This is a genomic window from Deinococcus arcticus (assembly GCF_003028415.1).
In the GTDB taxonomy this organism is placed as follows: Bacteria; Deinococcota; Deinococci; order Deinococcales; family Deinococcaceae; genus Deinococcus; species Deinococcus arcticus.
In genome coordinates this window covers 128,516-151,097 of the sequence record NZ_PYSV01000003.1, presented here as the reverse complement: position 1 = coordinate 151,097, position 22,582 = coordinate 128,516, and the positions used below count along the sequence as shown (strand labels likewise).

The 22,582-nt window shown below is 69.8% G+C and carries 21 protein-coding genes and 1 riboswitch; of the genes, 11 read left to right on the top strand and 10 right to left on the bottom strand.

Annotated elements, in window-relative coordinates; all coding sequences use genetic code 11:
- Positions 1 to 61 precede the first annotated feature (61 nt).
- Positions 62 to 325: an acylphosphatase gene (locus C8263_RS04425; RefSeq protein ID WP_107136900.1), complete on the top strand. Its 264-nt coding sequence runs from the start codon at positions 62 to 64 to the stop codon at positions 323 to 325.
- 38 nt (positions 326 to 363) lie between these two features.
- Here C8263_RS04425 and C8263_RS04420 read toward each other — a convergent pair whose 3' ends face one another.
- The 3 genes from C8263_RS04420 to C8263_RS04410 all read right to left on the bottom strand — a co-directional run bounded on the left by C8263_RS04420 (position 364) and on the right by C8263_RS04410 (position 3,008).
- Positions 364 to 1,065, bottom strand: a complete 702-nt coding sequence (locus tag C8263_RS04420; RefSeq protein WP_107136899.1) for a nucleoside/nucleotide kinase family protein — start codon at positions 1,063 to 1,065, stop codon at positions 364 to 366.
- 137 nt (positions 1,066 to 1,202) lie between these two features.
- A complete protein-coding gene (locus C8263_RS04415) occupies positions 1,203 to 2,252 on the bottom strand; it encodes a serine hydrolase domain-containing protein (RefSeq protein WP_158263740.1) in 1,050 nt (349 codons plus the stop codon).
- Between the two features lie 318 nt (positions 2,253 to 2,570).
- Positions 2,571 to 3,008: an OsmC family protein gene (locus C8263_RS04410; RefSeq protein ID WP_107136897.1), complete on the bottom strand. Its 438-nt coding sequence runs from the start codon at positions 3,006 to 3,008 to the stop codon at positions 2,571 to 2,573.
- A 120-nt stretch (positions 3,009 to 3,128) separates the two neighbouring features.
- Between C8263_RS04410 and C8263_RS04405 the strand changes: the two genes are divergently transcribed.
- The 3 genes from C8263_RS04405 to C8263_RS04395 all read left to right on the top strand — a co-directional run bounded on the left by C8263_RS04405 (position 3,129) and on the right by C8263_RS04395 (position 7,268).
- Positions 3,129 to 5,273: a S9 family peptidase gene (locus tag C8263_RS04405; RefSeq protein WP_107137030.1), complete on the top strand. Its 2,145-nt coding sequence runs from the start codon at positions 3,129 to 3,131 to the stop codon at positions 5,271 to 5,273.
- Between the two features lie 9 nt (positions 5,274 to 5,282).
- A complete protein-coding gene (locus C8263_RS04400) occupies positions 5,283 to 6,122 on the top strand; it encodes an alpha/beta hydrolase (protein WP_107136896.1) in 840 nt (279 codons plus the stop codon).
- A gap of 348 nt (positions 6,123 to 6,470) precedes the next feature.
- On the top strand, positions 6,471 to 7,268 hold the full coding sequence (locus tag C8263_RS04395) for a M12 family metallopeptidase (RefSeq protein ID WP_107136895.1): 798 nt from the start codon (positions 6,471 to 6,473) through the stop codon (positions 7,266 to 7,268).
- Between the two features lie 115 nt (positions 7,269 to 7,383).
- On the opposite strand, the gene crtI is transcribed toward C8263_RS04395, so the two are convergent.
- The 3 genes from crtI to C8263_RS04380 form a co-directional block, all read right to left on the bottom strand.
- Positions 7,384 to 9,063 carry a phytoene desaturase family protein gene (crtI, locus tag C8263_RS04390; protein ID WP_107136894.1) on the bottom strand — a complete coding sequence of 560 codons (1,680 nt, stop codon included), beginning with the start codon at positions 9,061 to 9,063 and terminating at the stop codon, positions 7,384 to 7,386.
- A gap of 61 nt (positions 9,064 to 9,124) precedes the next feature.
- Positions 9,125 to 9,958, bottom strand: coding sequence for a phytoene/squalene synthase family protein (locus C8263_RS04385; protein WP_233218653.1), 834 nt, complete (start codon positions 9,956 to 9,958; stop codon positions 9,125 to 9,127).
- A 128-nt stretch (positions 9,959 to 10,086) separates the two neighbouring features.
- Complete coding sequence (locus C8263_RS04380) at positions 10,087 to 10,788, bottom strand: class I SAM-dependent methyltransferase (protein WP_408608033.1); 702 nt, start codon at positions 10,786 to 10,788, stop codon at positions 10,087 to 10,089.
- A 62-nt stretch (positions 10,789 to 10,850) separates the two neighbouring features.
- Between C8263_RS04380 and C8263_RS04375 the strand changes: the two genes are divergently transcribed.
- The 3 genes from C8263_RS04375 to C8263_RS04365 all read left to right on the top strand — a co-directional run bounded on the left by C8263_RS04375 (position 10,851) and on the right by C8263_RS04365 (position 12,831).
- On the top strand, positions 10,851 to 11,696 hold the full coding sequence (locus C8263_RS04375; RefSeq protein WP_107136891.1) for a phage holin family protein: 846 nt from the start codon (positions 10,851 to 10,853) through the stop codon (positions 11,694 to 11,696).
- Complete coding sequence (locus C8263_RS04370; protein WP_107136890.1) at positions 11,696 to 12,310, top strand: hypothetical protein; 615 nt, start codon at positions 11,696 to 11,698, stop codon at positions 12,308 to 12,310. Before C8263_RS04375 ends, C8263_RS04370 begins: the two co-directional genes overlap by 1 nt.
- 125 nt (positions 12,311 to 12,435) lie before the next feature.
- Positions 12,436 to 12,831, top strand: a complete 396-nt coding sequence (locus tag C8263_RS04365) for a Fur family transcriptional regulator (protein WP_107136889.1) — start codon at positions 12,436 to 12,438, stop codon at positions 12,829 to 12,831.
- A gap of 73 nt (positions 12,832 to 12,904) precedes the next feature.
- Here the strand turns inward: C8263_RS04365 and C8263_RS04360 are convergent, their stop codons facing one another.
- Together C8263_RS04360 and C8263_RS04355 are read right to left on the bottom strand one after the other, a co-directional pair.
- Positions 12,905 to 13,495 (bottom strand): hypothetical protein, encoded by a 591-nt coding sequence (locus C8263_RS04360; protein WP_107136888.1) that lies wholly within the window; start codon positions 13,493 to 13,495, stop codon positions 12,905 to 12,907.
- 187 nt (positions 13,496 to 13,682) lie between these two features.
- Positions 13,683 to 15,755, bottom strand: a complete 2,073-nt coding sequence (locus C8263_RS04355) for a zinc metalloprotease (protein ID WP_107136887.1) — start codon at positions 15,753 to 15,755, stop codon at positions 13,683 to 13,685.
- 293 nt (positions 15,756 to 16,048) lie between these two features.
- Positions 16,049 to 16,142: riboswitch (SAM riboswitch) on the top strand.
- A gap of 141 nt (positions 16,143 to 16,283) precedes the next feature.
- Here C8263_RS04355 and C8263_RS04350 point away from each other — a divergent pair.
- From C8263_RS04350 to C8263_RS04340, 3 genes are all read left to right on the top strand, one after another.
- Entirely contained in the window at positions 16,284 to 17,630 is a 1,347-nt protein-coding gene (locus tag C8263_RS04350; protein WP_107136886.1) for an O-acetylhomoserine aminocarboxypropyltransferase/cysteine synthase family protein, read from the top strand.
- Positions 17,627 to 18,661: a homoserine O-acetyltransferase family protein gene (locus tag C8263_RS04345; protein ID WP_107136885.1), complete on the top strand. Its 1,035-nt coding sequence runs from the start codon at positions 17,627 to 17,629 to the stop codon at positions 18,659 to 18,661. The genes C8263_RS04350 and C8263_RS04345 overlap by 4 nt, the downstream gene beginning before the upstream one ends.
- A gap of 123 nt (positions 18,662 to 18,784) precedes the next feature.
- Positions 18,785 to 20,107: a glycosyltransferase family 2 protein gene (locus tag C8263_RS04340; RefSeq protein ID WP_233218652.1), complete on the top strand. Its 1,323-nt coding sequence runs from the start codon at positions 18,785 to 18,787 to the stop codon at positions 20,105 to 20,107.
- An 82-nt stretch (positions 20,108 to 20,189) separates the two neighbouring features.
- Here C8263_RS04340 and C8263_RS04335 read toward each other — a convergent pair whose 3' ends face one another.
- Complete coding sequence (locus tag C8263_RS04335; protein ID WP_107136884.1) at positions 20,190 to 21,071, bottom strand: bifunctional 5,10-methylenetetrahydrofolate dehydrogenase/5,10-methenyltetrahydrofolate cyclohydrolase; 882 nt, start codon at positions 21,069 to 21,071, stop codon at positions 20,190 to 20,192.
- A 130-nt stretch (positions 21,072 to 21,201) separates the two neighbouring features.
- Here C8263_RS04335 and C8263_RS04330 point away from each other — a divergent pair, with 130 nt between their 5' ends.
- A complete protein-coding gene (locus tag C8263_RS04330; RefSeq protein ID WP_107136883.1) occupies positions 21,202 to 21,858 on the top strand; it encodes a TetR/AcrR family transcriptional regulator in 657 nt (218 codons plus the stop codon).
- Positions 21,859 to 21,903: 45 nt separating this feature from the next.
- Here the strand turns inward: C8263_RS04330 and C8263_RS04325 are convergent, their stop codons facing one another.
- Positions 21,904 to 22,575, bottom strand: coding sequence for a hypothetical protein (locus C8263_RS04325; RefSeq protein WP_107136882.1), 672 nt, complete (start codon positions 22,573 to 22,575; stop codon positions 21,904 to 21,906).
- Positions 22,576 to 22,582: the final 7 nt, after the last annotated feature.

The window sequence follows — 22,582 nt, the reverse complement described above, 5'->3', positions numbered from 1 at the left end:
GTCCTCATGCAACCGTCAGAGAACAGCGCACCCGGGCGGCGCGCCGGGTAGGATGCAGCCCATGCGTCTGACTGCCCTCGTTTCTGGCACTGTGCAGGGCGTCGGCTACCGGCGCTACGTGCAGCGCCACGCCCGCGACCTGAATCTGGCGGGCTACGCCGAGAACCTGAGTGACGGCCGGGTGGAGGTGGTGGCCGAGGGCCCCCAGCCCGAGCTTGACCGCCTGCTGCACTGGCTGCGCCGGGGCCCGCCCCACGCCCGCATTACCGACGTACAGACCCAGGCCAGCGAGGCCACCGGCCTCCAGGACTTCCACCTGTACTGAGGGCCAGGGGGAGAGGCCCCCAGCACGGTGTCTGCCGGTCACGCCTCCTGGTGGCCGCTCCGGGCAAAATGAACAATCCGCCGCGCGGCCTCATCCGGGTGCAGTTCGGCGGTGTTCAGCACGAGCGCGTCCGGGGGAGGGGCCAGGGTGCCGCCGCGTTCCAGCAGGGCGCGCAGCAGTTCGGGGTCGCGCAGCTTCAGGCGCTCGGTGCGTTCGGGGCGGCCCATGCGGGCTTCCAGTTCGGGCTGCGGGCAGGCCAGCCACACCGGCACAAAGACCACGCCCCGTTCGGCGGCCAGGGCGCGCAGCTGGGCCACCACCTCGTGCCCGCGCTCCTCGCCGCTCAGGTGGTTGGTCAGAATATGCGATACGGATTCCGTCCATTTCCGTAACATCCGGAAAAGAGCCGGATGTTCCTCCAATTCCCGGAAATCCGCCGTCTTTCCTGCTCCCTCTGGTCGGAAAAGTTCCGTAACACGTTGCGGAACTTTTCGGAACCCGTATGAGAGGTGGCGCGGCGCCAGCCGCAGCGCGGCCAGCCCTGCCTGGCGCACCACCTCGGCCAGCTCAAACAGTTCGTCGGGCAGGGGGCTGACGCCGTCGGCGCCGTAGGCCCGGAAAATGGGGTCGTTGAACAGGTGGTTGTCCAGCAGGGCGGCCCCGGTCCGCGCCGACAGGGCCAGCCCCACCGTGCGTTTGCCGGCGCCCGGTGGGCCCACGAGGTAATACAGATGACTCATGTGGGCCAGTCTGCCGTGCCGGGGCTGCGCCCGCCTGCCGCATGTGCCGGCGGGCTGACGTCGTGCGGCCTGCGGGGGCACCGGAGGAGCCCGCCTCGGCCGTGTGGGCGCTGGTCAGAACCCCCCTCTGGCCCTCCTCAGGGCGCGGTCAGCAGGCGCAGAAACTCGTCGTCGTTCCAGGGCCCGCCCCGGCCAAAGCGCACCACCACGGCGTCCAGGCTGGGCAGCACGTACAGGCGCTGGTTGCCCAGCCCGGCGGCCATCACCACGTCGTCCGGCTGCGAGGGCATCAGGCGCTCGGCGCCCGCCTTCAGGGCCGCCACCGGCACGCTGTCGCGGGGGTCCAGGGTGCCCCGCAGCGGCAGGTTCAGCCACAGGCCCAGGCCATAGGCGTTCAGCGCCGCGCTGCCCTGGCGGCAGCTGCTCAGCCCGGCCGCACTCAGCAGCTGCCGGCCCTCCCACTCCCCGCCGCGCCGCAGCAGCTCGCCAAAGCGCGCCCAGCTCCGGGCGTCCAGCCGCGCGCCGCCCGCCAGGCTGGCGTTGCCGGCGTTGTCGCGGGCCCAGGTGGGGTGAATGTTCAGGGCGTCCAGCACCCGCCGCTGCAGCTCGACTTCCGGCGCGCGGCCGGTCTTGCGGCTCACCCAGGCACTGAACGCTGCCAGATGCGCGTTGCCGTAGCTAAAGCGCGCACCCGGGGTGGCCCGCAGCGGAGCGCGCAGCGCGGCGGCGTTCAGGTCGGCATTCTGGCCGGGCACTGGCTGGCCCACATTGCCCGGCAGGCCACTGGAAAAATTCAGCAGCTGGCGCAGCGTGATCTCGCGCCGCGCGTCGCCGGCCCATTCGGTCAGGGTGTCGGCGGCCCGCTCGTCCAGGCGCAGCACGCCCGCGTCCTGCAGCGCCACGGCCAGCGCGCAGGCAAAGGTCTTGCTGCCGCTGGCCAGCGCGTGGGGGGTGTCCAGGGCAAAGCCGTGCTGTCCCTGGGCCAGCACCTCCCGGCCGCCCTGCAGCACCACCAGCGCGTCGCCCCGGTGCTCGGCGGAATAGGCGGCGGCCCGCGCCAGGCTGGCCGGTGCCGCGGTGGGCGCAGGCCGGGTGGGTGCAGCCTGCGCGAACACCTGGGAGGCGGCCAGGGCCTGAGCCGCCTGGGCCGAAACCCACAGCAGGCCCACCAACACAGAGGGGCGCATGGCGTTCAGCATAGACCGCCCGCAGGCTCCCCGGCCCCCTTCAACAGCAGAGGGGTGGGGGTCCCCCGGATTGTCCCAGAGAAAGCCCCCACCCCACGGCCCCGCGTTCAGACCGGGGCCGAGTCCAGAATCACCGCTGATACGGACTGCCGTCCAGTTCCGTACCATCCGGGAAGAAGGGGGATGTTCCCCGCCTTCGGCGCTGTTCCAGCCCAATTCCCGGAACTCCGCATTTGTTCCTTCTCTGCTGCGCAGCTCTTCGAGTCCCTCCGGTCGAAAAAATTCCGTAATGTGTTCCGGAATTTTTCGGAATCCGTATTATTCCAGAATCGCCTCGTGAACGATCTCCACGTTGCCGGCCATCACGCTGCTCAGGGGGCATTTCTCGGCAGCGTCGCGCACGTGGGCCTCGAAATCCGCCTGATCGCTGCCGCTGATCTTGCCGCGCACTGTCAGGCGCATGGTGCTCACCTTGAACCCGGGGCCGTCCTTGACCATCTCGCAGGTGGCCTGGGTGTCCAGCGCTTCAACCGTGTGGCCGTGGTTGGCCAGCAGCGCCGAGAGCTGCATGGTGAAGCAGCCTGCGTGGGCGGCGGCCAGCAGCTCCTCGGGGTTGGTGCCCTTGCCGTTCTCGAAGCGGGTGCCAAACGAGTACTGGGCGCCTTCGAGCACGCCGCTGCCGGTGCTGACCGTGCCCTTGCCGCTTCTCAGGTCGCCTTCCCAGTGGGCCGAAGCCTTCCGTGCAATATCTGCCATACCGCCCAGTGTGCGCCCTGGGGGGGCAGGCGCTTTTGTGCCGGGGCTTGAGCTGCGCTTAAGAAATCCGGCCTCCACCTGCGGCCACCCGGGCGCGGCCGGGCCCCTATGCTGGGCGCCATGCCCACCCCGCCGCGCGCGCCCCGCAAGCTCCACCTGCACACCCTCCACGGCCACGAGCGCCCGGACAGCTACCACTGGCTCAGGAGCCAGGGCAAGGCCGACCCCGAGGTGCTGGCGTATCTGCAGGCGGAAAACGACCACCTGGCCGGGGTGATGGCGCCGCTGCGCGCCGAGCAGCAGGCGATTTACCAGGAACTGCTCTCGCACGTGCAGGAGCGCGACGAGCAGCCGGAGGTGGTGCGCGGGGCCCACGCCTACTTCACCCGCACGGAAACGGGGCAGGCGCACCCCCTGTATCTGCGCCGGCCCCTGGCGGGCGGCGAGCCCCAGCTGCTGCTGGACCTGAACGTCCTGAAAGCCGAAGAGGGCCTGGACAATGTCTGGGTGTATGCCACGGCGCCCAGCCCCGACGGCCGTTTCTGGGCTTACCTGCTGGACACCACCGGCCAGGAGGTCTTCGAGCTGCGGGTGCTGGACACCGAGACCGGCGGGCTGGCCCAGCCCCCCCTGCGCGGCCTGAACGGCTGGGTGCCGGCCTGGAGCGCCGACGGCCGCGCGCTGCACTACGCCACCGACGACGCCACCCAGCGCTCGTATCGCCTCTGGCGCCACCAGCTGGGCCAGCCGCAGACCAGCGACACCCTGCTGTTTCAGGAAGACGACCCCACCTTCCGGGTGGGTGCCTGGGTGAGCGAGAACGGCCAGACCCTGCTGATTTGCAGCGCCAGCACCCGCGCCCAGGAGTGGTGGGCCCTGTCCGCCCACGACACCCAGGGCCAGCCCACGCGGCTGCTGGCCCGCGAACGCGGGACCGAGGTGCCGGTCCTGACTGACGGGGGCGACCACTGGCTGGCCCTGACCAACCACGGCGGCGCCGAGGAATTCAAGCTGGTGCGCTGGTCCAGGCGGGCGGACGGCGCCCCCCTGGCCTGGGCCGACGCGGCCGACGTGCTGCCCTACGACGAGGGGCGCCACCTGCAAAGTGGCTGTCTGTTCCAGGGGCACCTGCTGCTGGCCGGGCGCGAGGACGGCTTTACCGCACTGTGGGTGTTGCCCCGTCAGGGAGGCGGCTATGGCCCCGCCCAGCGCGTGCCCTTTCCCGAGGCCAGCGTAACCGTGGGCATCGGCCCGAACTACGTCTATGACAGCGCGGTGGCCCGCATCACCTACACCAGCCTGACCCGGCCCCTGGAACACCTGAACCTGAACCTGAAAACGCTCGAAACCACCCTGGTCAAGGCCGCGCCAGTGCCGAACTACGACCCGGCCCTGTACGTCAGCGAACAGGTGTGGGCCACGGCGCCCGGCGGCGAGCGCATTCCAGTCAGCCTCCTGCGCCGCCGGGACACGCCGCTGCCCGCGCCCACGCTGCTGTACGGCTACGGCAGCTACGGCCTGAGTGTCAACCCCACCTTCGTGGCGGGCCGGTTGCCGCTGGTGGACCGGGGCTGGGTGTGGGCCATTGCCCACATCCGGGGCGGCTCGGAGCGGGGCCGGCGCTGGTACGACGGGGGCCGCCTGGGGCAGAAGATGAACACGTTTACCGACTTCATCGCGGCGGGCGAGGCGCTGCGGGCGCAGGGCGTTTCGCGCGAACTGGTCGCCATGGGCCGCAGCGCCGGCGGCCTGCTGATGGGCAGCGTGGTGAATCTGCGCCCGGACCTGTGGACGGCGGCCTTGGTGGGCGTGCCGTTCGTGGACGTGCTGAGCACCATGCTGGACGACACCATTCCCCTCACCACCGCCGAATACGACGAGTGGGGCAACCCGAACCGCCCGGAGGACTACGCCGTCATGGCGGCCTACAGCCCCTACGACAACCTGAAAGCGGCGCGCTATCCCCACCTGTTTGTCAGTACCGGCCTGAACGACCCACGCGTGGCCTACTGGGAGCCGGCCAAGTACGCCGCGCGCGTGCGCGACCTCGCGGCGCCGGACAGCGGCACGGTGGTCCTGAAAACCATCATGGGCGCGGGCCACGGGGGCTCCAGCAGCCGGTACGAGGCCCTGAACGAACTGGCCGAGGAATACGCCTTTGTGCTGGCGGCAGTGGCCGGCCAGTTGCCGGCAACGGCTGCGTCAGTCCACCCCGGTGAGGGGTTGCAGGGTGGTGAGGCGCGCGCCCACCCCAGCCGGGCTTAGACTCGGGGCATGCAAAGTCAGATCTGGACGGTGCCCGGAGCGCCGGTGGAGGGCTACGTGTGGCCGGCCCAGACGGCGCGCGGCGCGGTGCTGCTGGCGCACGGCTTCGGGGAATACGCCGGGCGCTACGTGGCGCGCTACCACGCCCTGATTCCCACGCTGGTGGGGGCCGGGTTCACGGTCTATGCCTACGACCAGCGCGGTCATGGGCGTTCGGGTGGGCGCCGGGCGGTGGTGGACCTGTTTCAGCTCGTCGAGGATCACTTCAAGGCCAGAGAAGCCCTGCGCGGCCTGTCAGCGCCGCTGTTCTTGCTGGGGCACTCCATGGGCGGGCTGGTGACGGCCGCCAGCGTGGCGCGTGATCCGCGTGGGGTGGCCGGCGTGGTGCTCACCAGCCCCGCGCTGCTGGTGGGCGAGAACGAGCGGCCCTGGCTCAAGCGGCTGGCGCCCGTGGTGGCGCGCGTGGCCCCGGGCCTGAAAACCGCCGCGCTGCCCACGGGCGGCCTGTCGCGCCTGCCCGACGAGGTGGCCGCCTACGAGGCCGACGAAACGATGTACCACGGCGCCGTGCCCGCCCTGACCGGCGCGAGCATGCTGCGCCTGAGCCAGAGCCTGTGGCCGCACTACCCGCGCTGGCAGGTCCCCACCCTGGTGCTACACGGCAGCGAGGATCAGCTCACCGATCCACGCGGCAGTCAGCGCTTCATTCAGGCCCTGGGTGCCCAGGACAAGACCCTGCACCACGAGCCGGGCGGCTACCACGAACTGCTCAACGATGAACCCCGTGAAGACATCCGGCGCCTGATCGTGGCGTGGCTGCAGGCGCGCACCGGAGAGGGGCAGGGCTGATTTCAGTCCGGGGCCCCTGGCGGTGAGTGGAGCCACAGGGGTCCACAGGGATGCAGGGCGCAGGTCAAAGAGAGCAAGGCCCGTGCACTTGTTCCCGCCCCGGCGCTGCAGACTCTTTGCCAGAGGCAACGGTGTGCGGCCCTGGGCCTCTGGCACTCTGTAGCGCTGACCCGCCTTACATTTGCTCTATTCTGCTGTCAGCTTCCGGTCAGATGAGAGGAGTTGCGGGTTGTGGCATTCAAAAAACATTGTTCTGCACGATGTCCAAACAACTTGAGGTGCAGGGCACTTTACAAGCGGCTCAGGAGGCTCTAACCTCGGGGAATCACACAACGGAGGTGCTGTTCTATGCTGAGATCCACGCCGGTTCTGCTGCTGTCCCTTTTCCTTGCCGCCTGCTCCACAGCGCCGAACCTCGCGCCCGAGGCCCGCACCACCCCCAGGACCCAGCCTGCCACGCTGATCATGCCTGACGGCACCCGGCAGCAGGTCATGGGCTTCGAGCAGGACGGTTACCTGATGCTCGAAGAGGACATCATCCTGGCTGACCTGAGCGAAGCCGCCCCGCAGGGCACCTATGTGGTGGACACCCGCTACCGCTGGACGGGCCGCACCATTCCCTACACCTTCGCCAGCAACGTGCCCCAGGCCATTCGGGACCGCGTGACGGCGGCGGCGGCCAACATCCGCAGCAACACCAACGTGATTGTCACGCCGCGCACCAACCAGGCCAACTACGTGCAGATCACGTACAACACCGGCACCAGCTGCGCCTCCAGCCTGGGCATGGTGGGCGGGCGCCAGACCATCACCCTGGCCGACCGCTGCACGACCGGCACCATCATTCACGAGTTCGGCCACGCCATGGGCCTGTTCCACGAGCAGACCCGCCCCGACCGCGACAGCTACGTGCAGATTCAGTGGAGCAACATCCCCACCGACTGGCACAGCCAGTACCAGATTCGCAGCGGCTCGCGCGGCTACGGCGCCTACGACTTCGATTCGATCATGCACTACCCCGCCTACTTTGACGGCAAGCTGGCCATCAAGCCGCTGAACAGCAGCGTGGACCTGAACCGCATGGGCCAGCGCAACGGCTTTTCTACCATTGACAAGAGCACGGTCAACTTCATGTACCCCCGCTGAGCACAGCAAACAGCACCAGCCGCCTGGACTTCGGTTCAGGCGGCTGGTGCTGTTTGCAGCACAGTCAAAGAGGCCGGAACATCCTGTCCGGCCTCGCCCTGGATTGCCTTTCCGTTCAGTCGGCGGCGCCGCTCACGCCCTCGCCCAGCAGATCGGGGTGCAGGCCGAAATCCTGGGCGATCAGGCGGGCCGTCATCTTGGCCGACATCATCACGCTGGGGGTGCCGCCGCCGGGCTGCGCGCCCGCCCCCACCAGATACAGGTTCTTCACGTCCTCGCTGCGGTTGTGCGGGCGGAAAAACGCACTCTGGGTCAGGCGGGGCTCTGGCCCGAAGGCGTTGCCCAGGTGGCTGTCCAGCGTACTTTCAAAGTAGTCGGGGGTAATAAATTCCTGGTGCGTCAGGCGCTCACGCAGCCCCGGGATATACCCGCGTTCGTCCAGAAAGGTCAGCACCCGGTCCACCAGCTTCGGGCCCTCCACGCTCCAGTCAATACCGCTGCCGTTGTGCGGCACGGGCACCAGGGTATAGGCCGCGTGGTGGCCCTCCGGGGCCAGGCTGGGGTCGGTCAGGGTGGGCACGTGCAGGTACTGGCTGAAATCCTGGCTCAGCACCTTGCGCCCAAAAATTTCGGTCAGCAGTTCCTCGTAGCGGGGCCCCAGGATGATGTTGTGGTGGCGCAGCCCCAGGTCCGTGCCGTCGTGGCGGAAGCCGAAGTAAATGACGATCAGGCTCATGCTCTGGCGCGCGGCCTTCACGCGCAGGTCGCTGTTCACCAGCCGGGCGGCGGCCGGCACCCGCCTGAGGTAGGTGTTGGCCCAGTCGCCGTTGCTCACCACCAGATCGGCGTGCAGCTCCTCACCACTCTCCAGGCGCACGCCCCGCGCCACGCGGCGGCCCAGCGGCGCGCGCACCGGGCGGCCCCGGTCATCGGTGACGAGTACCTCATCCACCCCGGCCCCGTAGCGCATCTGCCCGCCCAGTTCTTCGAACTTCTGTACAAAGGCCCGCACCAGCGCGCCGGTGCCGCCCATCACGTAATGAATGCCCCAGGTTTTCTCGACAAAGTGAATCATGGCGTAGATGGCCGGCACCGACAGCGGATTGCCCCCCACCAGTAGCGTTTCAAAGGAAAACACCTGCCGCAGCTTGGGGCTCTGGAAATACTTGCTGGTAAAGGAAAACAGCGTGCGCACGGCGTCCAGTTTCAGCAGGTCCGGCACCACGCGCCACATGCTGCCCATGTCCCCGAAGTGCGTGTAGCCCAGCTCCAGAAAACCGCGCTCGAAGATCGCCTGCGCGTCGGCATGAAAGCGTTCGTAACCGTCCAGGTCCCCGGGGGCCAGGGCCAGAATCTGGCGCCGGGTGTTCTCGGGGTCGCCGTCATAGTCGAAGAAGGTGCCGTCGTCAAAGTAAATCCGGTAAAAGGGCAGGATGGGCACCAGCCGCACGTACTCGCGGGTGCGCGGGCCGCCGCTCTCGCCCTGGGTCACCCGCGCGCCCGGGGCCAGCACCTGCGCCGGGTAATCGGGGGTGCTCAGGCCAGCGGCGCCGCGCTGCAGTGCGAACAGCTCCTCGATAAAGTGCGGCACGGTAATGACCGTGGGGCCCATGTCGAACACGTAGCCGTCCGGGGTGCGTTTCTGGTAGGCGCGCCCGCCGGGGGCGTCCAGGCGTTCCAGAATCGTGGTGTCAAAGCCCATGCTCTGCAGGCGAATGCCCAGGCTCAGGCCGCCAAAGCCGGCGCCGATAATCAGGGCCGTCTTGCGGCGGGGGTGGGTGGGGGAGAGGGTCATGGTTGGGGGCCTCCCGCTGGGGCGCAGGCCCCAGACGACAGAAAATGAAGAAAGAAGGAAATCAGGACAGCGGGGCGGGCGCGGCGCGCAGTTCCCACCACGCCCGGGGCAGCAGCAGCAGCTTGCGCGTGCCGCTCACGTGGGCCCGCCGCCCGAAGTTGTCAAAGCCGCCGCGCGCCAGATCATCCAGAATGCCCTCGTAGGCGCGGGCGGCGGCGGCCACCGCCAGCCGGGCGCTGCCGTGCAGGCAGGGAATGCCGGTGCGGCCCTCGGCGTACCACGACCGGGCCAGTTCGGACAGGTGGCGCATCAGCGCGCGGTACTCGGGCGTGACCTCGCCGCGTTCCAGGTCGGCGCGGCTCACGCCATATTCGGCCAGCAGGCCGGCCGGCAGGTACACGCGGCCCCGGGTCAGGTCCTCGCCCACATCGCGCAGGATATTGGTCAGCTGCATGGCCTGCCCCAGCTTCAGGGCGTGGTCCAGCGTGCGCTCGCCGCCCTCAAAGCCGCTGATGGGCGCAATCATGAAACCCACCACCCCCGCCACCCGGCGGCAGTACAGGGTCAGGTCCGCCATATCGTGGTAGGCGCGGGCCTCCAGGTCCATGCGCAGCCCCTCGTGCAGCTCGGCAAAGGCGGACAGCGGAATGGGGTAGGTCTGGGCGGCCCAGGCCAGCGCCACGTCGGTGGGATGGGCCCCGGGCTGCCCGGCAAAGGCCGCCTGAATGCGTGTCCACCACCGCTCCAGACCTGCGCGGGCCGCCTCACCACTGGCCTCGTCCACAATGTCGTCGCCGTCGCGGCAGGCGGCGTACACCGCCCACACGGCCCGGCGCTGCTGGACCGGAAAAAAGCGCGAGCCCAGGTAGAAGGTCTTGCTGTGCGTGCGTGTCACGTCCCGGCAGTGCGCGACCGCCCGGTCGAGGTGCGGGGCACGAAAGGAAGAGAGGGTGGCATCAGTCACGTTGGCAGTCCTTGAACACCGAGTGTAGGGGGCGGGCACGCACAGAACGTCACGCATTCTTACAGAGTTCTTGTGGCGGCCCCGGGTGCGGCGCTGCTTCCCTTCGCAGAGCGCTCAACCTCATAGCGCTCGAACCGCACCGCGCCGGTGTTCAGGCCGTGGGTCAGGCGCAGCCCTGGCAGGGCGCGCGCCACCCAGGCGGGATCGGGAAACGTCAGGCCGCCCAGGGCCGCCCGCTCCAGCGCCGCCTGCAGCGGGCCCCCTGTGCGGCGCAGGTACATCAGCCACAGCTGCCCACCGGGGCGCAGCAGCCGCGCCAGTTCGCTCAGCAGGCGCGCGGGGTCGTGCGTTTCGTTCAGGGTGGCCCCCACCGTGACGCCGTCAAACCCGGCGGCCGGCAGCCCACTGCGTTCCAGATTCAGCTGCCGCCACTCAATGCCCAGCCCCCGCTGGCGCCGCCCGGCTTCTTGCAGCATGGGTGCGCTCAGGTCGGCGGCCAGGACCTGCGCGCCGGCGCGGGCCAGCACCCCGGCGTAAAAGCCGCTGCTGGTGCCGGCGTCCAGCCAGCGCTGCCCCGGCCCCGGGCGGCACAGGGCCGTCATCAGGTCAGCCTCGCGCGCCAGGGTCAGGCCACGGGCGCCCAGCAGGCGCAGGGACCCGGCGCGCCAAGCGTGATAGCCCCGCGCAGTGGGCGCCCACAGATTTGAGCGCTGGGCCAGGGTCAGGTTCAGATTTTCTTGGTGCTGGGGCGGGCCGGGCATCCGGTTCATTATGCTGGGGGCGTCTGGCCCTGTCCGTGTGCAGGGCCGCGTTGGAGGGAAGCATGGAAGAACGCAAGAGTCTGGGTGGCGCGCTGGTGGATGTGTTTGATGCCGGCATGACCCTCGTAAAGGCGGAATTGAGCGCCGTGGCCCGCAAGGCCGGGCAGGTGGCCAAGGCCAAGGGGATAGGCGCCGTGTTGCTGCTGGCCTCGACCGGGCCGCTCATCATGGGGCTGGTCTTTCTTATCCTGGCCGTGTTCTACGGCCTGATGCGGCTGGGGCTGGGACCCTGGGCCGCCGCACTGCTGATCGCGCTTCTGAGCTTTGCCGTGACCGGCGCGCTGATCATGATGGGCCTGAAGAAACTAAGCGCCGAGGTGCCGAACGACGAGCCCCGGTTCCGGAGGGACCGCATGGACGACCAGCTGGCCGATCACGAAGAGCGTCCTGCTCCCACTGCGCCCCGCCCAGCGGGTTCGCAGGGTGCCGGGCTGCAGACGAACCGCCCCACGGCCAATGCGCGCATGGGCAACGTGCCCGCCAGCCGCGACAACGCCGAGCGCGACGCCTACAACCCCAACGGCCCGCGCGTGGAGCTGCGCCGCGACCCCACCGAGTACGCGGCGGGTGAAACCCGCGTGATGGGTGAGCAGGGCGGCGTGGCCACGGTGCGCGTGGAACACGGCACGGTGACGGTCCCGGTGTACGAAAGCAAGCCGGGCGGTGAGCCGCAGGAGTACAGCAGCGGCCTGAACAAGAAGATTGATGGCAGCGAGGTGGGCAAGCACAGCCACGGTCATCACCACGACCCCAACCTGCAGGAGCCCGTGGTGCTCAAGGACGCCCCCGGCATTCCCGTGAGCACCGAGCCTACCTTCCGGGGCGACATGAAGCGGGGTGGCCGCTGATGACCACAGAACGCGTGTACATCACCGAACGCGAGGAAGCCCGCGAGCGCCTGAAGGCCAGCGTGGACGCCCTGACCCGCGAGGCCAGCCTGCAGGTCAAGATGCAGCAGGAGCCGCTGAAGATGCTGGGCGGCGCCTCGGCGGTGGGGGCGGTGCTGGGGCTGGTGATCGGGCGGCAGCTGCGCCGCAGCCGCAAGGTCTACGTGGACGCCCAGAGCCCGGTCAAGCACCAGAAGGCGCTGGTCAAGGCCCAGCAGAAGGGCAAGGGCGGCGGGGGCGTGGGCGGCGCCCTGGTGGCCACCGTGGGCACCCTGGCCTTCAAGACCCTCACCGACAAGGTGATTGCCCCGCGCCTGGAAACCCTGGCCGACAGCCTGATGACCCGCGCCGGGCAGGCACAGGGCGCTGCCTCGCCGGTCAGCAAGGCGCCGGCCAGCGCGGCCACCGCCACCCGCAGCTACGCGCAGCAGGCCCCGGCCGAGCGCAGCGCCCCCCCCGCCATGCCCCCCCAGGCCCACGCCGGGCAGGTGCCCACGCCGCCCAGTCAGGTGCAGGCCAAGGCCGAGGGCAGCGCCATTGCTCCCGAGGAGATGGCCAACCCCAACCAGCGCTGAGTGCGCCCTTTCCTGGCCGCCCCGAACGTGGGCGGCTTTTTGATTGTGGTGCCGGCGGGGTGCTAGCCTGCCGGGCAGATGAGCCGGGGCCACACCTTCTTTCTGTCCGGTCTGCCGGGGTCGGCGTGAGCGCCGCGCGCAGCACCCGGCAGCGTGACGTGATTGCCCGCGTGCTGCACGACGCCGAAGGGCCGCTGGCTGTGGGGGACGTGCTGGCACGCGCCCGCACCGACCTGCCGGCCCTGGGCGTGGCGACCGTGTACCGCACCCTGAAGCTGCTGACCGAACAGGGCCGCATTCACCCCGTGACGCTGGACGGTGAAACCCGTTACGAACCCAGCGGCAAGGGCCACCACCACCACTTCAGCTGCACGGGCTGCGGCCGGGTGTTTACCCTGCACACCTGCCCCGTGGCCCTGCCCAGCGGCACGGTGTATCCCGGCGGTTTTGTGGTCGAGGCGCATGAGGTGACCCTGTACGGCCGCTGCCCGGAGTGCGTGCAGGGCCAGCGCGCCGGGTAGCGGCTGAAGCGGGCGCCGGCTGGCGGCACTGCTCCACCCCGCCGACAGGGGCCGCCCCGGGCCCCTGCGTCCGCTACTTCAGCAGTTCCAGCAGGCTGCTCAGAATATCGGTGTTGGCGGCGTTGCTGCGGTAGGGATTCAGGTCATCCTGACGGCCCAGGCGGTCCACGACCGAGCGCCCGCCCGGCACCAGCAGGTACAGCACCGCCTGCACGCCGCTGACCGGCCCGGCCGTGCCCGCAATCCGGGTCTGCGAGGCCAGCATGCGCGCGCGGTCCTCACGGCTTTGCATGTTGCCCTCCACGGCCCGGCGCTGCTCCGGGGTCAGGGCGGCCAGCAGGTTGGTCACGGTTTGCCCCGCCGTATCGGGCCGCAGGGTGGCGCCCGACGACAGCGGCGCCAGCAGGATGCGCAGTTTCAGTGCCGTGTTGGGCGTGAGTTTCACCGTGCCGGCGCGCAGCACCTCTCGCAGACTGAGGTTGAGCAGCATCAGCCGCAGGACGGGGCGCTCGTTCAGCGCCGCCTGAACCTGGGCCGCCGAGACGCCCGCCGGACTGGTGGGGGCGCCGGGCCGGGGGGGCAGGGAAGGTGCCGGCTGCGCAGCCGCCGAAACGGGCAGCAGCCAGGAGGCCAGAAGCAGGGCCAGTGCGCGGGGGGATGCCATGCGGGCACTGTAGCCACCCCACCCGGGCAGGACCGGCGACCGGCTTACCATCTGATGACCAGCTGATAGAACAGGCAGAACGGTGAGGGCCGGTGCCCCAGTTCACTGGTCCCCGGACCCATGAAAAGGGCCCCAGCCGGGACAAGGCTGGGGCCACCGATAGGCGCTGTGTCTGCTGGACCTGCTCTTACTTCTGCAGGCGCAGCTGGCGCTGCAGCGGGGTTTCTTCGGGGAAGATCACCAGACCCTGCTGGGCCTGGAAGGTCTTGCTGACCCGGGGCTTGGCAGCGGCGCTCTGGGCCTGCAGGCCGTTGAGGTTCTCGTACCACTTGTAGCCCTGCACGCTGACGCCTGCGGTCTGGGCAGCCCCCAGCACGGCGCGGTAGCCCTGGTGGGCCAGCTGCGCGGCGCCCAGGTAGTCCAGGGCGTCGTACTTGGTCTTGGCCTGCGTGAACAGGCTGTCGGCGTTCACGGCGGCTGGGCCCACGCCACTGGCCTTCCCGGCGCGGCGGGTGAGTTCCAGAATGGCGTTGGTGTTGTTCAGGTAGGCAGCCGTCAGGTAGCGGTACTGGCTGTCCAGGTTGAACTGCCCGAAGGTGCGCGACAGGTCGTTGTAGGACATGATCGTGGCGCTCTGGTCCCCGGTGTTCACGAAGAAGAAGTCGCCGCTGGGTCCATACGACAGGTTCTGCTCGCTGTCATAGCCGTCGTGCGGGTGCGACAGGCTGAGGTGGTGGCCGACCTCGTGAACGGTGGTGTCGGTAAAGCCGTAGCCCGCGTCAATCAGATCCGGGGTCAGGAACGAGTAGACGAAGCTCTGGGTGCCCGTCTCGCCGTCGTCGTAGGCGATGCCCAGCAGGCCGCCCTGGCTGTTCTGGGCGTCGTTGAACAGGTAGATGGGCAGGCGGTACTGCTTGGCCGGCGTGGTCAGGTAGTCCTTGCGCAGTTCGCGCACACCGTACTGGAACAGCGCCTCGCCGCTGAAGTCGGCGTAGTTGGGCGAGCAGATGTCGTCGGCTTCCACCGGGAAGAAGCACTTGTAGACATCGGCCAGGTTGCCGTCCAGGGGCGTTTCCTTGATGACCGTGCTGAACTTGGCAAACGGCTGCAGCACCGAAACGCGGTCCTGAAGCAGCTGCGGCTTAAGCACCGTGGCCGGGGCAGCGGCGCCCGCGCCCTGCTCCACATGGGTGTCCAGCAGGATTTCCTCGGGCATCTGCGGGGGCGTCAGGGCCGCGCGGTAGATGGGGCTGGGCGTGAACAGCAGGTTGATGGCGGTGTAGCGCGCCACGAGGGCCAGATCGGGGCTGACCTTGCGGCCGTAACCGATGCTGGCCTTGCGGGTGCCGTATTCCCAGATGGGCGGCATGCGGTAGTCGGGTGCGCCGTCGCCGTCCGTGTCGGGGTTGGTCACGTCAAAGGCGCGGGTCCAGGGATCGGGGTTGGCGGACAGGTCGTAGAACCAGACGCGCTGCGCCGCGCTGCCCTGGCGGGTGCTGCCACCCCAGGCGATCAGGCGGCGGCTGCCACGCGCGCCGAAAGTGGTGCCCGTGTCGGTGTCAGCGGCCGCAGCGCGGGTGTAGCTGTGGAATTTGAAGTCGGGGCGGTCAAACCAGTTCACGAAGTAGATGGTGTACTCGCCCGGCTTGGCGCCCACGCGCGACACATTGTCGGCCAGCCAGTTTTCCGTCTCCAGCGCGTCAATCTCCAGGTTGCCGGTAATGGGGCGGTTGATGTTCCCTGCAGGCGCCGTGCAGGCGGGGTCTTCCACATTGGGGTCCGTCTGGCAGTTGTAGCTACGCTGCTGCACCGTCAGGTTCTTCTCGGTGCCCTTGCTGGTCAGGAAGCGGAAGAAATCATTTTCAAACGCCTCATTGGCAAACACGTAGTTGTAATCGAAATCGAAGGTGTTGCCTGTCTTCTCCAGGCGGCCGTAGGCGCTGGGAATGCGGTTGACCGCGTCGTAGGTCTTGGGCAGGGTCTGCGCGAAGTCCTGGGTGCTGATCTGGCGGGCCGTGGCCACCTGACCGGGCAGGGTCTGGCGGTAGCCCACGAACACGATGTTCACCTTGAGCTTGGTGCGCACGGTGTCTTCCTGGCCGGGTTTCAGGGTCTGCAGGCGGCCAAAGTCGGTCTGGGTGCCTGGGGCCGGCGTGGGCGTGGGTGTCGGGGTGGGCGTGGGTTCGGGGGCAGGCGAGGGGGTGCAGGCCGCCAGCAGGGCAAGGCTGAGCACGGCGGTGGCCAGGGACAGGTTACGCATGGGACTCCTCTGAGGGGCGGATCAAACAGAAAAAGGGTGTTCTGGGCGCCTGGTCTGGGGGAGAGCAGGAGAGGGGCAGGCGCGCCACTCATGAAATGTTCCGACGCTGTTCATCCTAGCGCGTGGGCCGTCCCGGGGAAAGCGCAGGTGCGCGGGGCGAAGCAGTTGTTCCTCACGCCGTTGCGCCCTTTCGCCCCGGCCCTGTCTGGACGCCCACCCCGGGCGCCGGGCAGGGCCGCTTGACCCGCGCCTGCCTGCGCCCTTACCCTGTCAGGCAGCTCCCGCGTGGAGCGACCCACTTCAGAGCGCCCGAGAGACCTGGCTCGTAGACGGCGCGGCAACCGGACCTCATCGCGTCACGGTGCCAAGGCCAGCCCGCAGGCGGGTCGACGATGACCGCCCGGCGGGACCAAGAGGGAAGGTCACGCGGACGATTTCACGCTCAGCGCCCCTTCTCACCGTTCCAGAGCAGGGGCGCGCGCCATTTGGGTGTGCCTCCACCGTTCCCACCCCCAGGAGGCGTTCGTTATGGCGCACCAGTTTGAAACGTTGCAGGTTCACGCCGGCCAGAAACCCGATCCCACCACCGGCGCGCAGCAGGTGCCGATTTACTCCACGAACAGTTACGTGTTCCAGTCGCCGGAGCACGCCGCTGACCTGTTTGGCCTGCGGGCCTTTGGCAACATTTACAGCCGCATTCAGAACCCCACGACCGCGGTGCTGGAAGAGCGCGTAGCGGCCCTTGAAGGCGGCGTGGGGGCCCTGGCCGTGGCCAGCGGGCACGCCGCGCAGTTCCTGGCCATCACGAACATCGCCCAGGCCGGGGACAACATTGTCTCCACGCCCAACCTGTATGGCGGCACGGTCAACCAGTTCCGCGTGACCCTGCAGCGCCTGGGCATCGAGGTGCGCTTTACGGGCCGCGAGGAGCGTCCGGAAGAGTTCGCCGCTCTGATTGACGGGCGCACCCGCGCGGTGTACCTGGAGACCATCGGCAACCCGGCGCTGAACATTCCCGACTTTGAGGCCATTGCCGCCGCCGCGCACGCCCAGGGGGTGGCGGTGATCGTGGACAACACCTTCGGCGCGGGGGGCTACTACTGCCAGCCGCTGCGGCACGGCGCGAACGTGGTGCTGCACTCGGCCAGCAAATGGATTGGTGGGCACGGCAACGGCATTGGCGGCCTGATCGTCGACGGCGGCAACTTCGACTGGGGCAACGGCCGCTACCCCCTCTTCACCGAGCCGAGCCCCAGCTACCACGGCCTGAACTTCTGGGAAACGTTCGGCGCGGGCAACGCGCTGGGGCTGCCGAACGTGGCCTTTATCGTGCGCGCGCGTACCGAGGGCCTGCGCGACCTGGGGCCTACCCTGGCGCCGCAGCAGGCGTGGCAATTCTTGCAGGGCCTGGAAACCCTGAGCCTGCGCGCCGAGCGCCACGCCCACAATGCCCAGGCGCTGGCGGGCTGGCTGGCTGCCCACCCCGACGTGGCGCGCGTGACCTACCCTGGCCTGAGCAACCACCCCCACTACGACCGCGCCCAGCATTACCTGCCGCGCGGCGCGGGCGGAGTACTGACCTTTGAACTGCGCGGCGGGCGCGCGGCTGGCGAGGCGTTTATCCGTTCGGTGGCCCTGGCCCAGCACGTGGCGAATGTGGGCGACACCCGTACCCTGGTGATTCACCCGGCCAGCACCACCCACAGCCAGCTGGACGAGACCGCGCAGCGCTCGGCCGGGGTCACGCCGGGGCTGGTGCGGGTGTCGGTGGGCATTGAGCATATTGACGATATCCGCGAGGACTTTGCCCAGGCGCTGGCTGCCGCGCTGGTGGAGGGTGAGCCCCTGGAGGCCGCCCCTGGCGAGGAGGCGTGACCGCCCTGCCCCACCCTGCCCCCCTGCGGCCCCCACCCCCGGAGGACACCCCGGCGCGATGTTCCCCGGCCCCCCGGCGCCAGACCGCCCACCTGTTCCGTGCCGCGCCGCTGCTGCTGGACTGCGGCCTGCCGGTCAGCGACCTGCGCGTGGCCTACCACACCTACGGCGAGGCGCGCCAGGAGGCCACGCTGGTGTTGCACGCCCTGACGGGCACCAGCGCCGTGCATGAGTGGTGGCCGGACTTTCTGGGCGAGGGCCGGCCCCTGGACCCCACGCGCGACTACATTGTCTGTGCCAACGTACTGGGCGGCTGCGCGGGCAGCACCGGCCCCGGCGAGTTGCCCGGGTGGCGCGGGGGCGACGCGCCGCTGACCCTGCGCGACATGGCGCGGGCCGGGCGGGCCCTGCTGGAACACCTGGGCGTGCGCCGGGTGCGGGTGGTGGGCGCCAGCATGGGCGGCATGCTGGCCTACGCGTGGCTGCTGGAATGCCCCGATCTGGTGGAGCGCGCGGTCATCATCGGCGCGCCCGCACGGCACTCGCCCTGGGCCATTGGCCTGAACACGGCCGCGCGCGGGGCCATCCGCGCCGCGCCCGGCGGCGAGGGCCTGAAGGTGGCGCGCATGGTGGCCACGCTCTCCTACCGCAGCCCGGACAGCTTTGCCCAGACCCAGAGCGGCCTGCGCGCACCGGGCGTGCCCGCCATCACCTCTTACCTGCACCACCAGGGCGAGAAGCTGCAGGCCCGCTTCTGCGAGCGCTCGTATCTGGCACTCACCGGGGCCATGGACGCCTTTCAGCCCACCGATGCCGAACTGCGGACCATTCAGGCGCCGGTGCTGGTGGTGGGCATCTCCAGTGACGGGCTGTACCCGGCGGCCGAGGTGGCGGCCGGCGCCGGGCACCTGCCGCGCGGCACCTACTGGGAGCTGCGCAGCGTGCATGGCCACGACGCCTTTCTGATGGACCCGGGCGGCCTGCCCGGGCAAGTGGCGGCGTTTCTGGACCAGTCCGGCCCCCCGCCGTAGATCCCCGGCGCCCGGTGGGGGCATCTCATGTTTCCCCTGGCGTTCTCAGGGTGAAGCGGGCATAGTAACAGGGTTGCAGCGGCGGCCCCCGGCTGTCCGCCGCCCGAGGTGACCTTGAGATACGTGCTGATCGCCATTGACCTCATTGGCCTGCTTCTCTTTACCCTGTATGCCACCCAGCAGCTCCTGAGCGCCGCGCAGCGCCGCCTGCGCCCGCCCGAGCGCGAGGACGGCGTGCGCCTGACCTTCCTGATTCCCGCGCTGAACGAGGCCCAGGTGATCGGCGCGACCCTGGCCAATCTGCGCGCCACGGTGCCCGGTGCCCGGCTGGTGGTCATTGACGACGCCAGCGACGACGACACGGCGGCCATTGTGGCCCGCGTGGCCCGGCAGGACCCCCTGGTGACCCTGCTGCGCCGCCAGCCTCCCGAAGCCCGCCAGAACAAGGGCCGCGCCATGAACTGGGCCGTGCGCCAGTTGCTGCGCAGCTCCTTCTTCCCGGACCCGGCCCAGGATGTCCTGGTGGTGCTGGACGCCGATGGGCGGGTGGGCGCCGACTTTCCCCGGCAGGTGCGCGGCGCCTTTGCCGACCCCAATGTGATGGCCGCGCAGGGCTGGATGCGTTTTCGCCAGACCGGGGCCCCGGCGGGCGCACGCGGCGCCCTGGGCCGCACCCTGCTGCTGCAACAGGACATCGAGGCGTTTATCACCGGTCACATCCAGCGCTACCGGCACCGGGGCGGCACCGCCTCGCTGACCGGCAATGGCCAGTGCATGCGCGCCAGCTACGTGGCCGATCAGCTGGCCCGGGGCGTGGACCCCTGGCCCGAGGTGCTGCTGGAAGACTTTGCCAGCGCCGTGGAAATTCGCCTGCACGACCCTGCCCACCGCGTGGCGGCCCTGACCGCCCACGTAAGCCAGCAGGGCCTGATTGAGGTGCCCGGGTTTATCCGGCAGCGGGTGCGCTGGACGCAGGGTGCCATGGAATGCCTGGCCTACCTGCCCCGGCTGTGGCGCCGCCCGGGGCCGCTGGTGACCCGGCTGGATTTCAGTTACTTCATCCTGGGCCCGTGGCTCAACGCCCTGCTGATTCTGAGCATCGCCAGCCAGGGCCTGCGCCGCATGTTTGGCTGGGAGGGCCTGCCGCTGTCCCCGGCCGCCGGGCTGGTGCTGACGGTGTTGCCCCTGCTGTTCCAGCTGAACTGGGCGGCGCGCTACTGCCTGGAGCGCCGCCTGCCCTGGACCATGGTGCCGGTGATTCTGCTGGGCTTGCCGGTGTATTCCTTCGTGCTGCTCACCAGCCTGCCGCTGGCGTATTTCAACCACTTCACCGGGCGCCGGGGCTGGTACAAGAGCGTGCGCCACGATGACAGCGAGCCCGAGGCCCCCGAGGACACCGCCCAGGCGGCCTATGCCGCCCAGGACCCAGACCTGTCGTTCCGCTGAGCGGAGAGGAGAAGCAGAAAAACAGAAAGGGCGCGCCCGGCCAGCGGCGCGTCCTTTCCCATTGGGCGTGGGCCCCTGGTCCCTACTCCACCGGTTCGCCGCGCTGCAATTTGACCGCGCGCACCAGGTTCTGGTACATCAGGGCGCTGGTGAGGGGGCCCACGCCGCCGGGCACCGGGGTCTGGGCCTGCACCGGCAGATCGGCCTGGGCGTCGCCCACCACGCCGCCGGGCTGCACGTTGATGCCTGCGTCAATCACCACATGGTGGCCCTGCACGTGCTGGGCGCGCAGCAGCCCCGCGCGGCCCACGGCCACCACCACGGCGTCCTGGGGGGCCAGCACCGCGCCCAGATCGCGGGTGTGTTCGTTACACAGCGTCACCGTTACGCCCCGGTTATTCAGCATGAAGGTCAGCGGGCGGCCCACGGTGCGCCCCGGGCCAATCACCGCCACCCGGCGCCCACGCAGGTCGTCACCCAGGGCCGAGCGCAGCAGAAAGCGCACCGAGCGCGGTGTGGGCGGCAGCAGCGCCTCGCTTTCGCGCCCGGCGGCAATCAGGGCGAGGTTGGCCGGGCTCAGGCCCTCAATATCCTTGCGGGCTGGAAGGCGCAGCAGGGCGGCGTCGGCGTCCAGGCCGGGGGCCAGGGGCAATTCCAGGACGACGCCATGCACCGTATCGTCGGCCGAGAGGTCATCCAGGGTGCGGTGCAGCGCGGCCTGGGTGGGGGCGTCGCCCAGGTCGCGCACGCTGAACTGCACGCCCAGCCGCTGGGCCCGCCGGGCCTTGCTGTCCACGTACACCCGGGAGGCCGGATCGCCCGAGGCCAGCACACTCACCAGATGCGGCTCGAAGGCCCAGGCCCGCAGCGCGGCGCGCACGCCGGCTGTCACCTCGTCGGCCAGGGCCTTTCCGGCCAGGGGGTGAGAGGCGGGGGTGGGCTGGGCAGGGTCAGGTCTGGGCATGGGCGCGTCCGTTCAGGCAGGAGTGTACCCCGCCGGGCGCCGGCCCCGGCGCGAGGCTGCATCCCCCCCCTGGGGATAGCGTGAACTGGTTCACAGCGCAGCTGACCGCAGGCCACTATGGTTTTGTTCGATGTCAAGCACTTCTGCCCGCCCCGCCCGCGCCCGTAGCGCGGAAGAGAAACACCAACGCCGCGACGATATTCTCCGCGCGGCCGAGCGCCTGTGGACCACCACCAGCTACGCCGAACTGAGCATGAACCAGGTGGCGCGCGAGGCCGGCCTGGCCAAGGGCACCCTGTACCTGTACTTCGACACCAAGGAAGAACTGTTCCTGGCGCTGCTCAGTGAACACCTGCACCGCTGGATCAGTGCCACCGCCGACCTGTTTCTCGAGCGCCAGCCCCGCACCCCCGAGGGCGTGGCGGCCGTGCTGCTGCACCACGCCGAGCACCTGACGCCGCTGCGCCGCCTGCTGGTGCTGCTGGGCACGGTGCTGGAGCGCAACGTGCGCCCCGAACTGGCCCTGGAATTCCGCCGCGACCTGGACCAGCAACTGCGCCGGCTGGTGGGCCACATGCCCTATGCCCCGGATACGGCCATGCGCGTGCTGCGCCACCTGTACGCCATGACCATCGGCTGGCAGCAGCTCAGCGAGTCGCTGCCGGGGACCGATCCGGTGACGGCCCAGCTGCGCGCTCCGCAGGACACGGACCTGTACGGTGAATTTGAACTGGCCCTGCGCGCCATTGTGGGTCAGCTGGCGGCGGGCACCCTGGTCGCCAGCTGACCCGGCCGCCCACCCCCCGCCCTGGCGGAGCGCAGCGGCCACCCCCTACCAGCCAAACTTCCCGGCCCCCGCCTGCCAGTGCAGGCGCAGGGGCCGGGTTGCTGTGTTCAGGTTGACCCCGGCCGCCGCGCAGGCCCGCGCCGCGCTGGCCGGCAGCACCGGCAGCACATAGAGCGCGGTGCCCTGGCGGGCGGGCCGGTAGGCCACCCCCAGCGTGACCCCGCGCAGGCAGGGCACCGCGCTGCCAGGGAAAAAAGCCGCGTCCCGGATCAGGGGAATCAGGGCCTGCTCGGTGGTGGGGCGCAGGCCCCCCGGGCCCAGCCACGCAAAGGCGCTGCGCTCCTGGCACTGGCCCTGCACGCACCACTGCCGGCTCAGCACCAGCAGCGCCTCCTGGCCGCGCAGGTAGGTGGCGGCGCGCACGGTGGTGAACACGTTGCCGGCCGGGCCAAAGCTGTGCCCGCGCCAGTCCAGAAAGTGCGCGGGTTCGTCGGTCAGGCGGCTGGAAAAGAGGTTCTGGGTGGCGCGCCAGTCCAGGGCCTCGCGCCGGGCCAGGGCCAGCAGCGACAGGTCCTCGGGGGGCGGGGCAAAGGTTCGCATGAACGCTTCCAGCGCCTGCACGGGGCCCAGGTCGCGCGCGGCGCTGGCCTGAGCCCCGTTCAGCGGGGCCCACGCCCCCGGCCCACCCAGCAGCGTCAGCAGGGCGGCGCCCATCATCACCCCG

Coding starts and splice junctions, on each gene's coding strand:
- C8263_RS04425 (WP_107136900.1), top strand. CDS start 62: ATGCGTCTGACTGCCCTCGTTTCTGGCACTGTGCAGGGCGTCGGCTAC.
- C8263_RS04420 (WP_107136899.1), bottom strand. CDS start 1,065: ATGAGTCATCTGTATTACCTCGTGGGCCCACCGGGCGCCGGCAAACGC.
- C8263_RS04415 (WP_158263740.1), bottom strand. CDS start 2,252: ATGCGCCCCTCTGTGTTGGTGGGCCTGCTGTGGGTTTCGGCCCAGGCG.
- C8263_RS04410 (WP_107136897.1), bottom strand. CDS start 3,008: ATGGCAGATATTGCACGGAAGGCTTCGGCCCACTGGGAAGGCGACCTG.
- C8263_RS04405 (WP_107137030.1), top strand. CDS start 3,129: ATGCCCACCCCGCCGCGCGCGCCCCGCAAGCTCCACCTGCACACCCTC.
- C8263_RS04400 (WP_107136896.1), top strand. CDS start 5,283: ATGCAAAGTCAGATCTGGACGGTGCCCGGAGCGCCGGTGGAGGGCTAC.
- C8263_RS04395 (WP_107136895.1), top strand. CDS start 6,471: ATGCTGAGATCCACGCCGGTTCTGCTGCTGTCCCTTTTCCTTGCCGCC.
- crtI (WP_107136894.1), bottom strand. CDS start 9,063: ATGACCCTCTCCCCCACCCACCCCCGCCGCAAGACGGCCCTGATTATC.
- C8263_RS04380 (WP_408608033.1), bottom strand. CDS start 10,788: ATGCCCGGCCCGCCCCAGCACCAAGAAAATCTGAACCTGACCCTGGCC.
- C8263_RS04375 (WP_107136891.1), top strand. CDS start 10,851: ATGGAAGAACGCAAGAGTCTGGGTGGCGCGCTGGTGGATGTGTTTGAT.
- C8263_RS04370 (WP_107136890.1), top strand. CDS start 11,696: ATGACCACAGAACGCGTGTACATCACCGAACGCGAGGAAGCCCGCGAG.
- C8263_RS04360 (WP_107136888.1), bottom strand. CDS start 13,495: ATGGCATCCCCCCGCGCACTGGCCCTGCTTCTGGCCTCCTGGCTGCTG.
- C8263_RS04355 (WP_107136887.1), bottom strand. CDS start 15,755: ATGCGTAACCTGTCCCTGGCCACCGCCGTGCTCAGCCTTGCCCTGCTG.
- C8263_RS04350 (WP_107136886.1), top strand. CDS start 16,284: ATGGCGCACCAGTTTGAAACGTTGCAGGTTCACGCCGGCCAGAAACCC.
- C8263_RS04335 (WP_107136884.1), bottom strand. CDS start 21,071: ATGCCCAGACCTGACCCTGCCCAGCCCACCCCCGCCTCTCACCCCCTG.
- C8263_RS04330 (WP_107136883.1), top strand. CDS start 21,202: ATGTCAAGCACTTCTGCCCGCCCCGCCCGCGCCCGTAGCGCGGAAGAG.
- C8263_RS04325 (WP_107136882.1), bottom strand. CDS start 22,575: ATGATGGGCGCCGCCCTGCTGACGCTGCTGGGTGGGCCGGGGGCGTGG.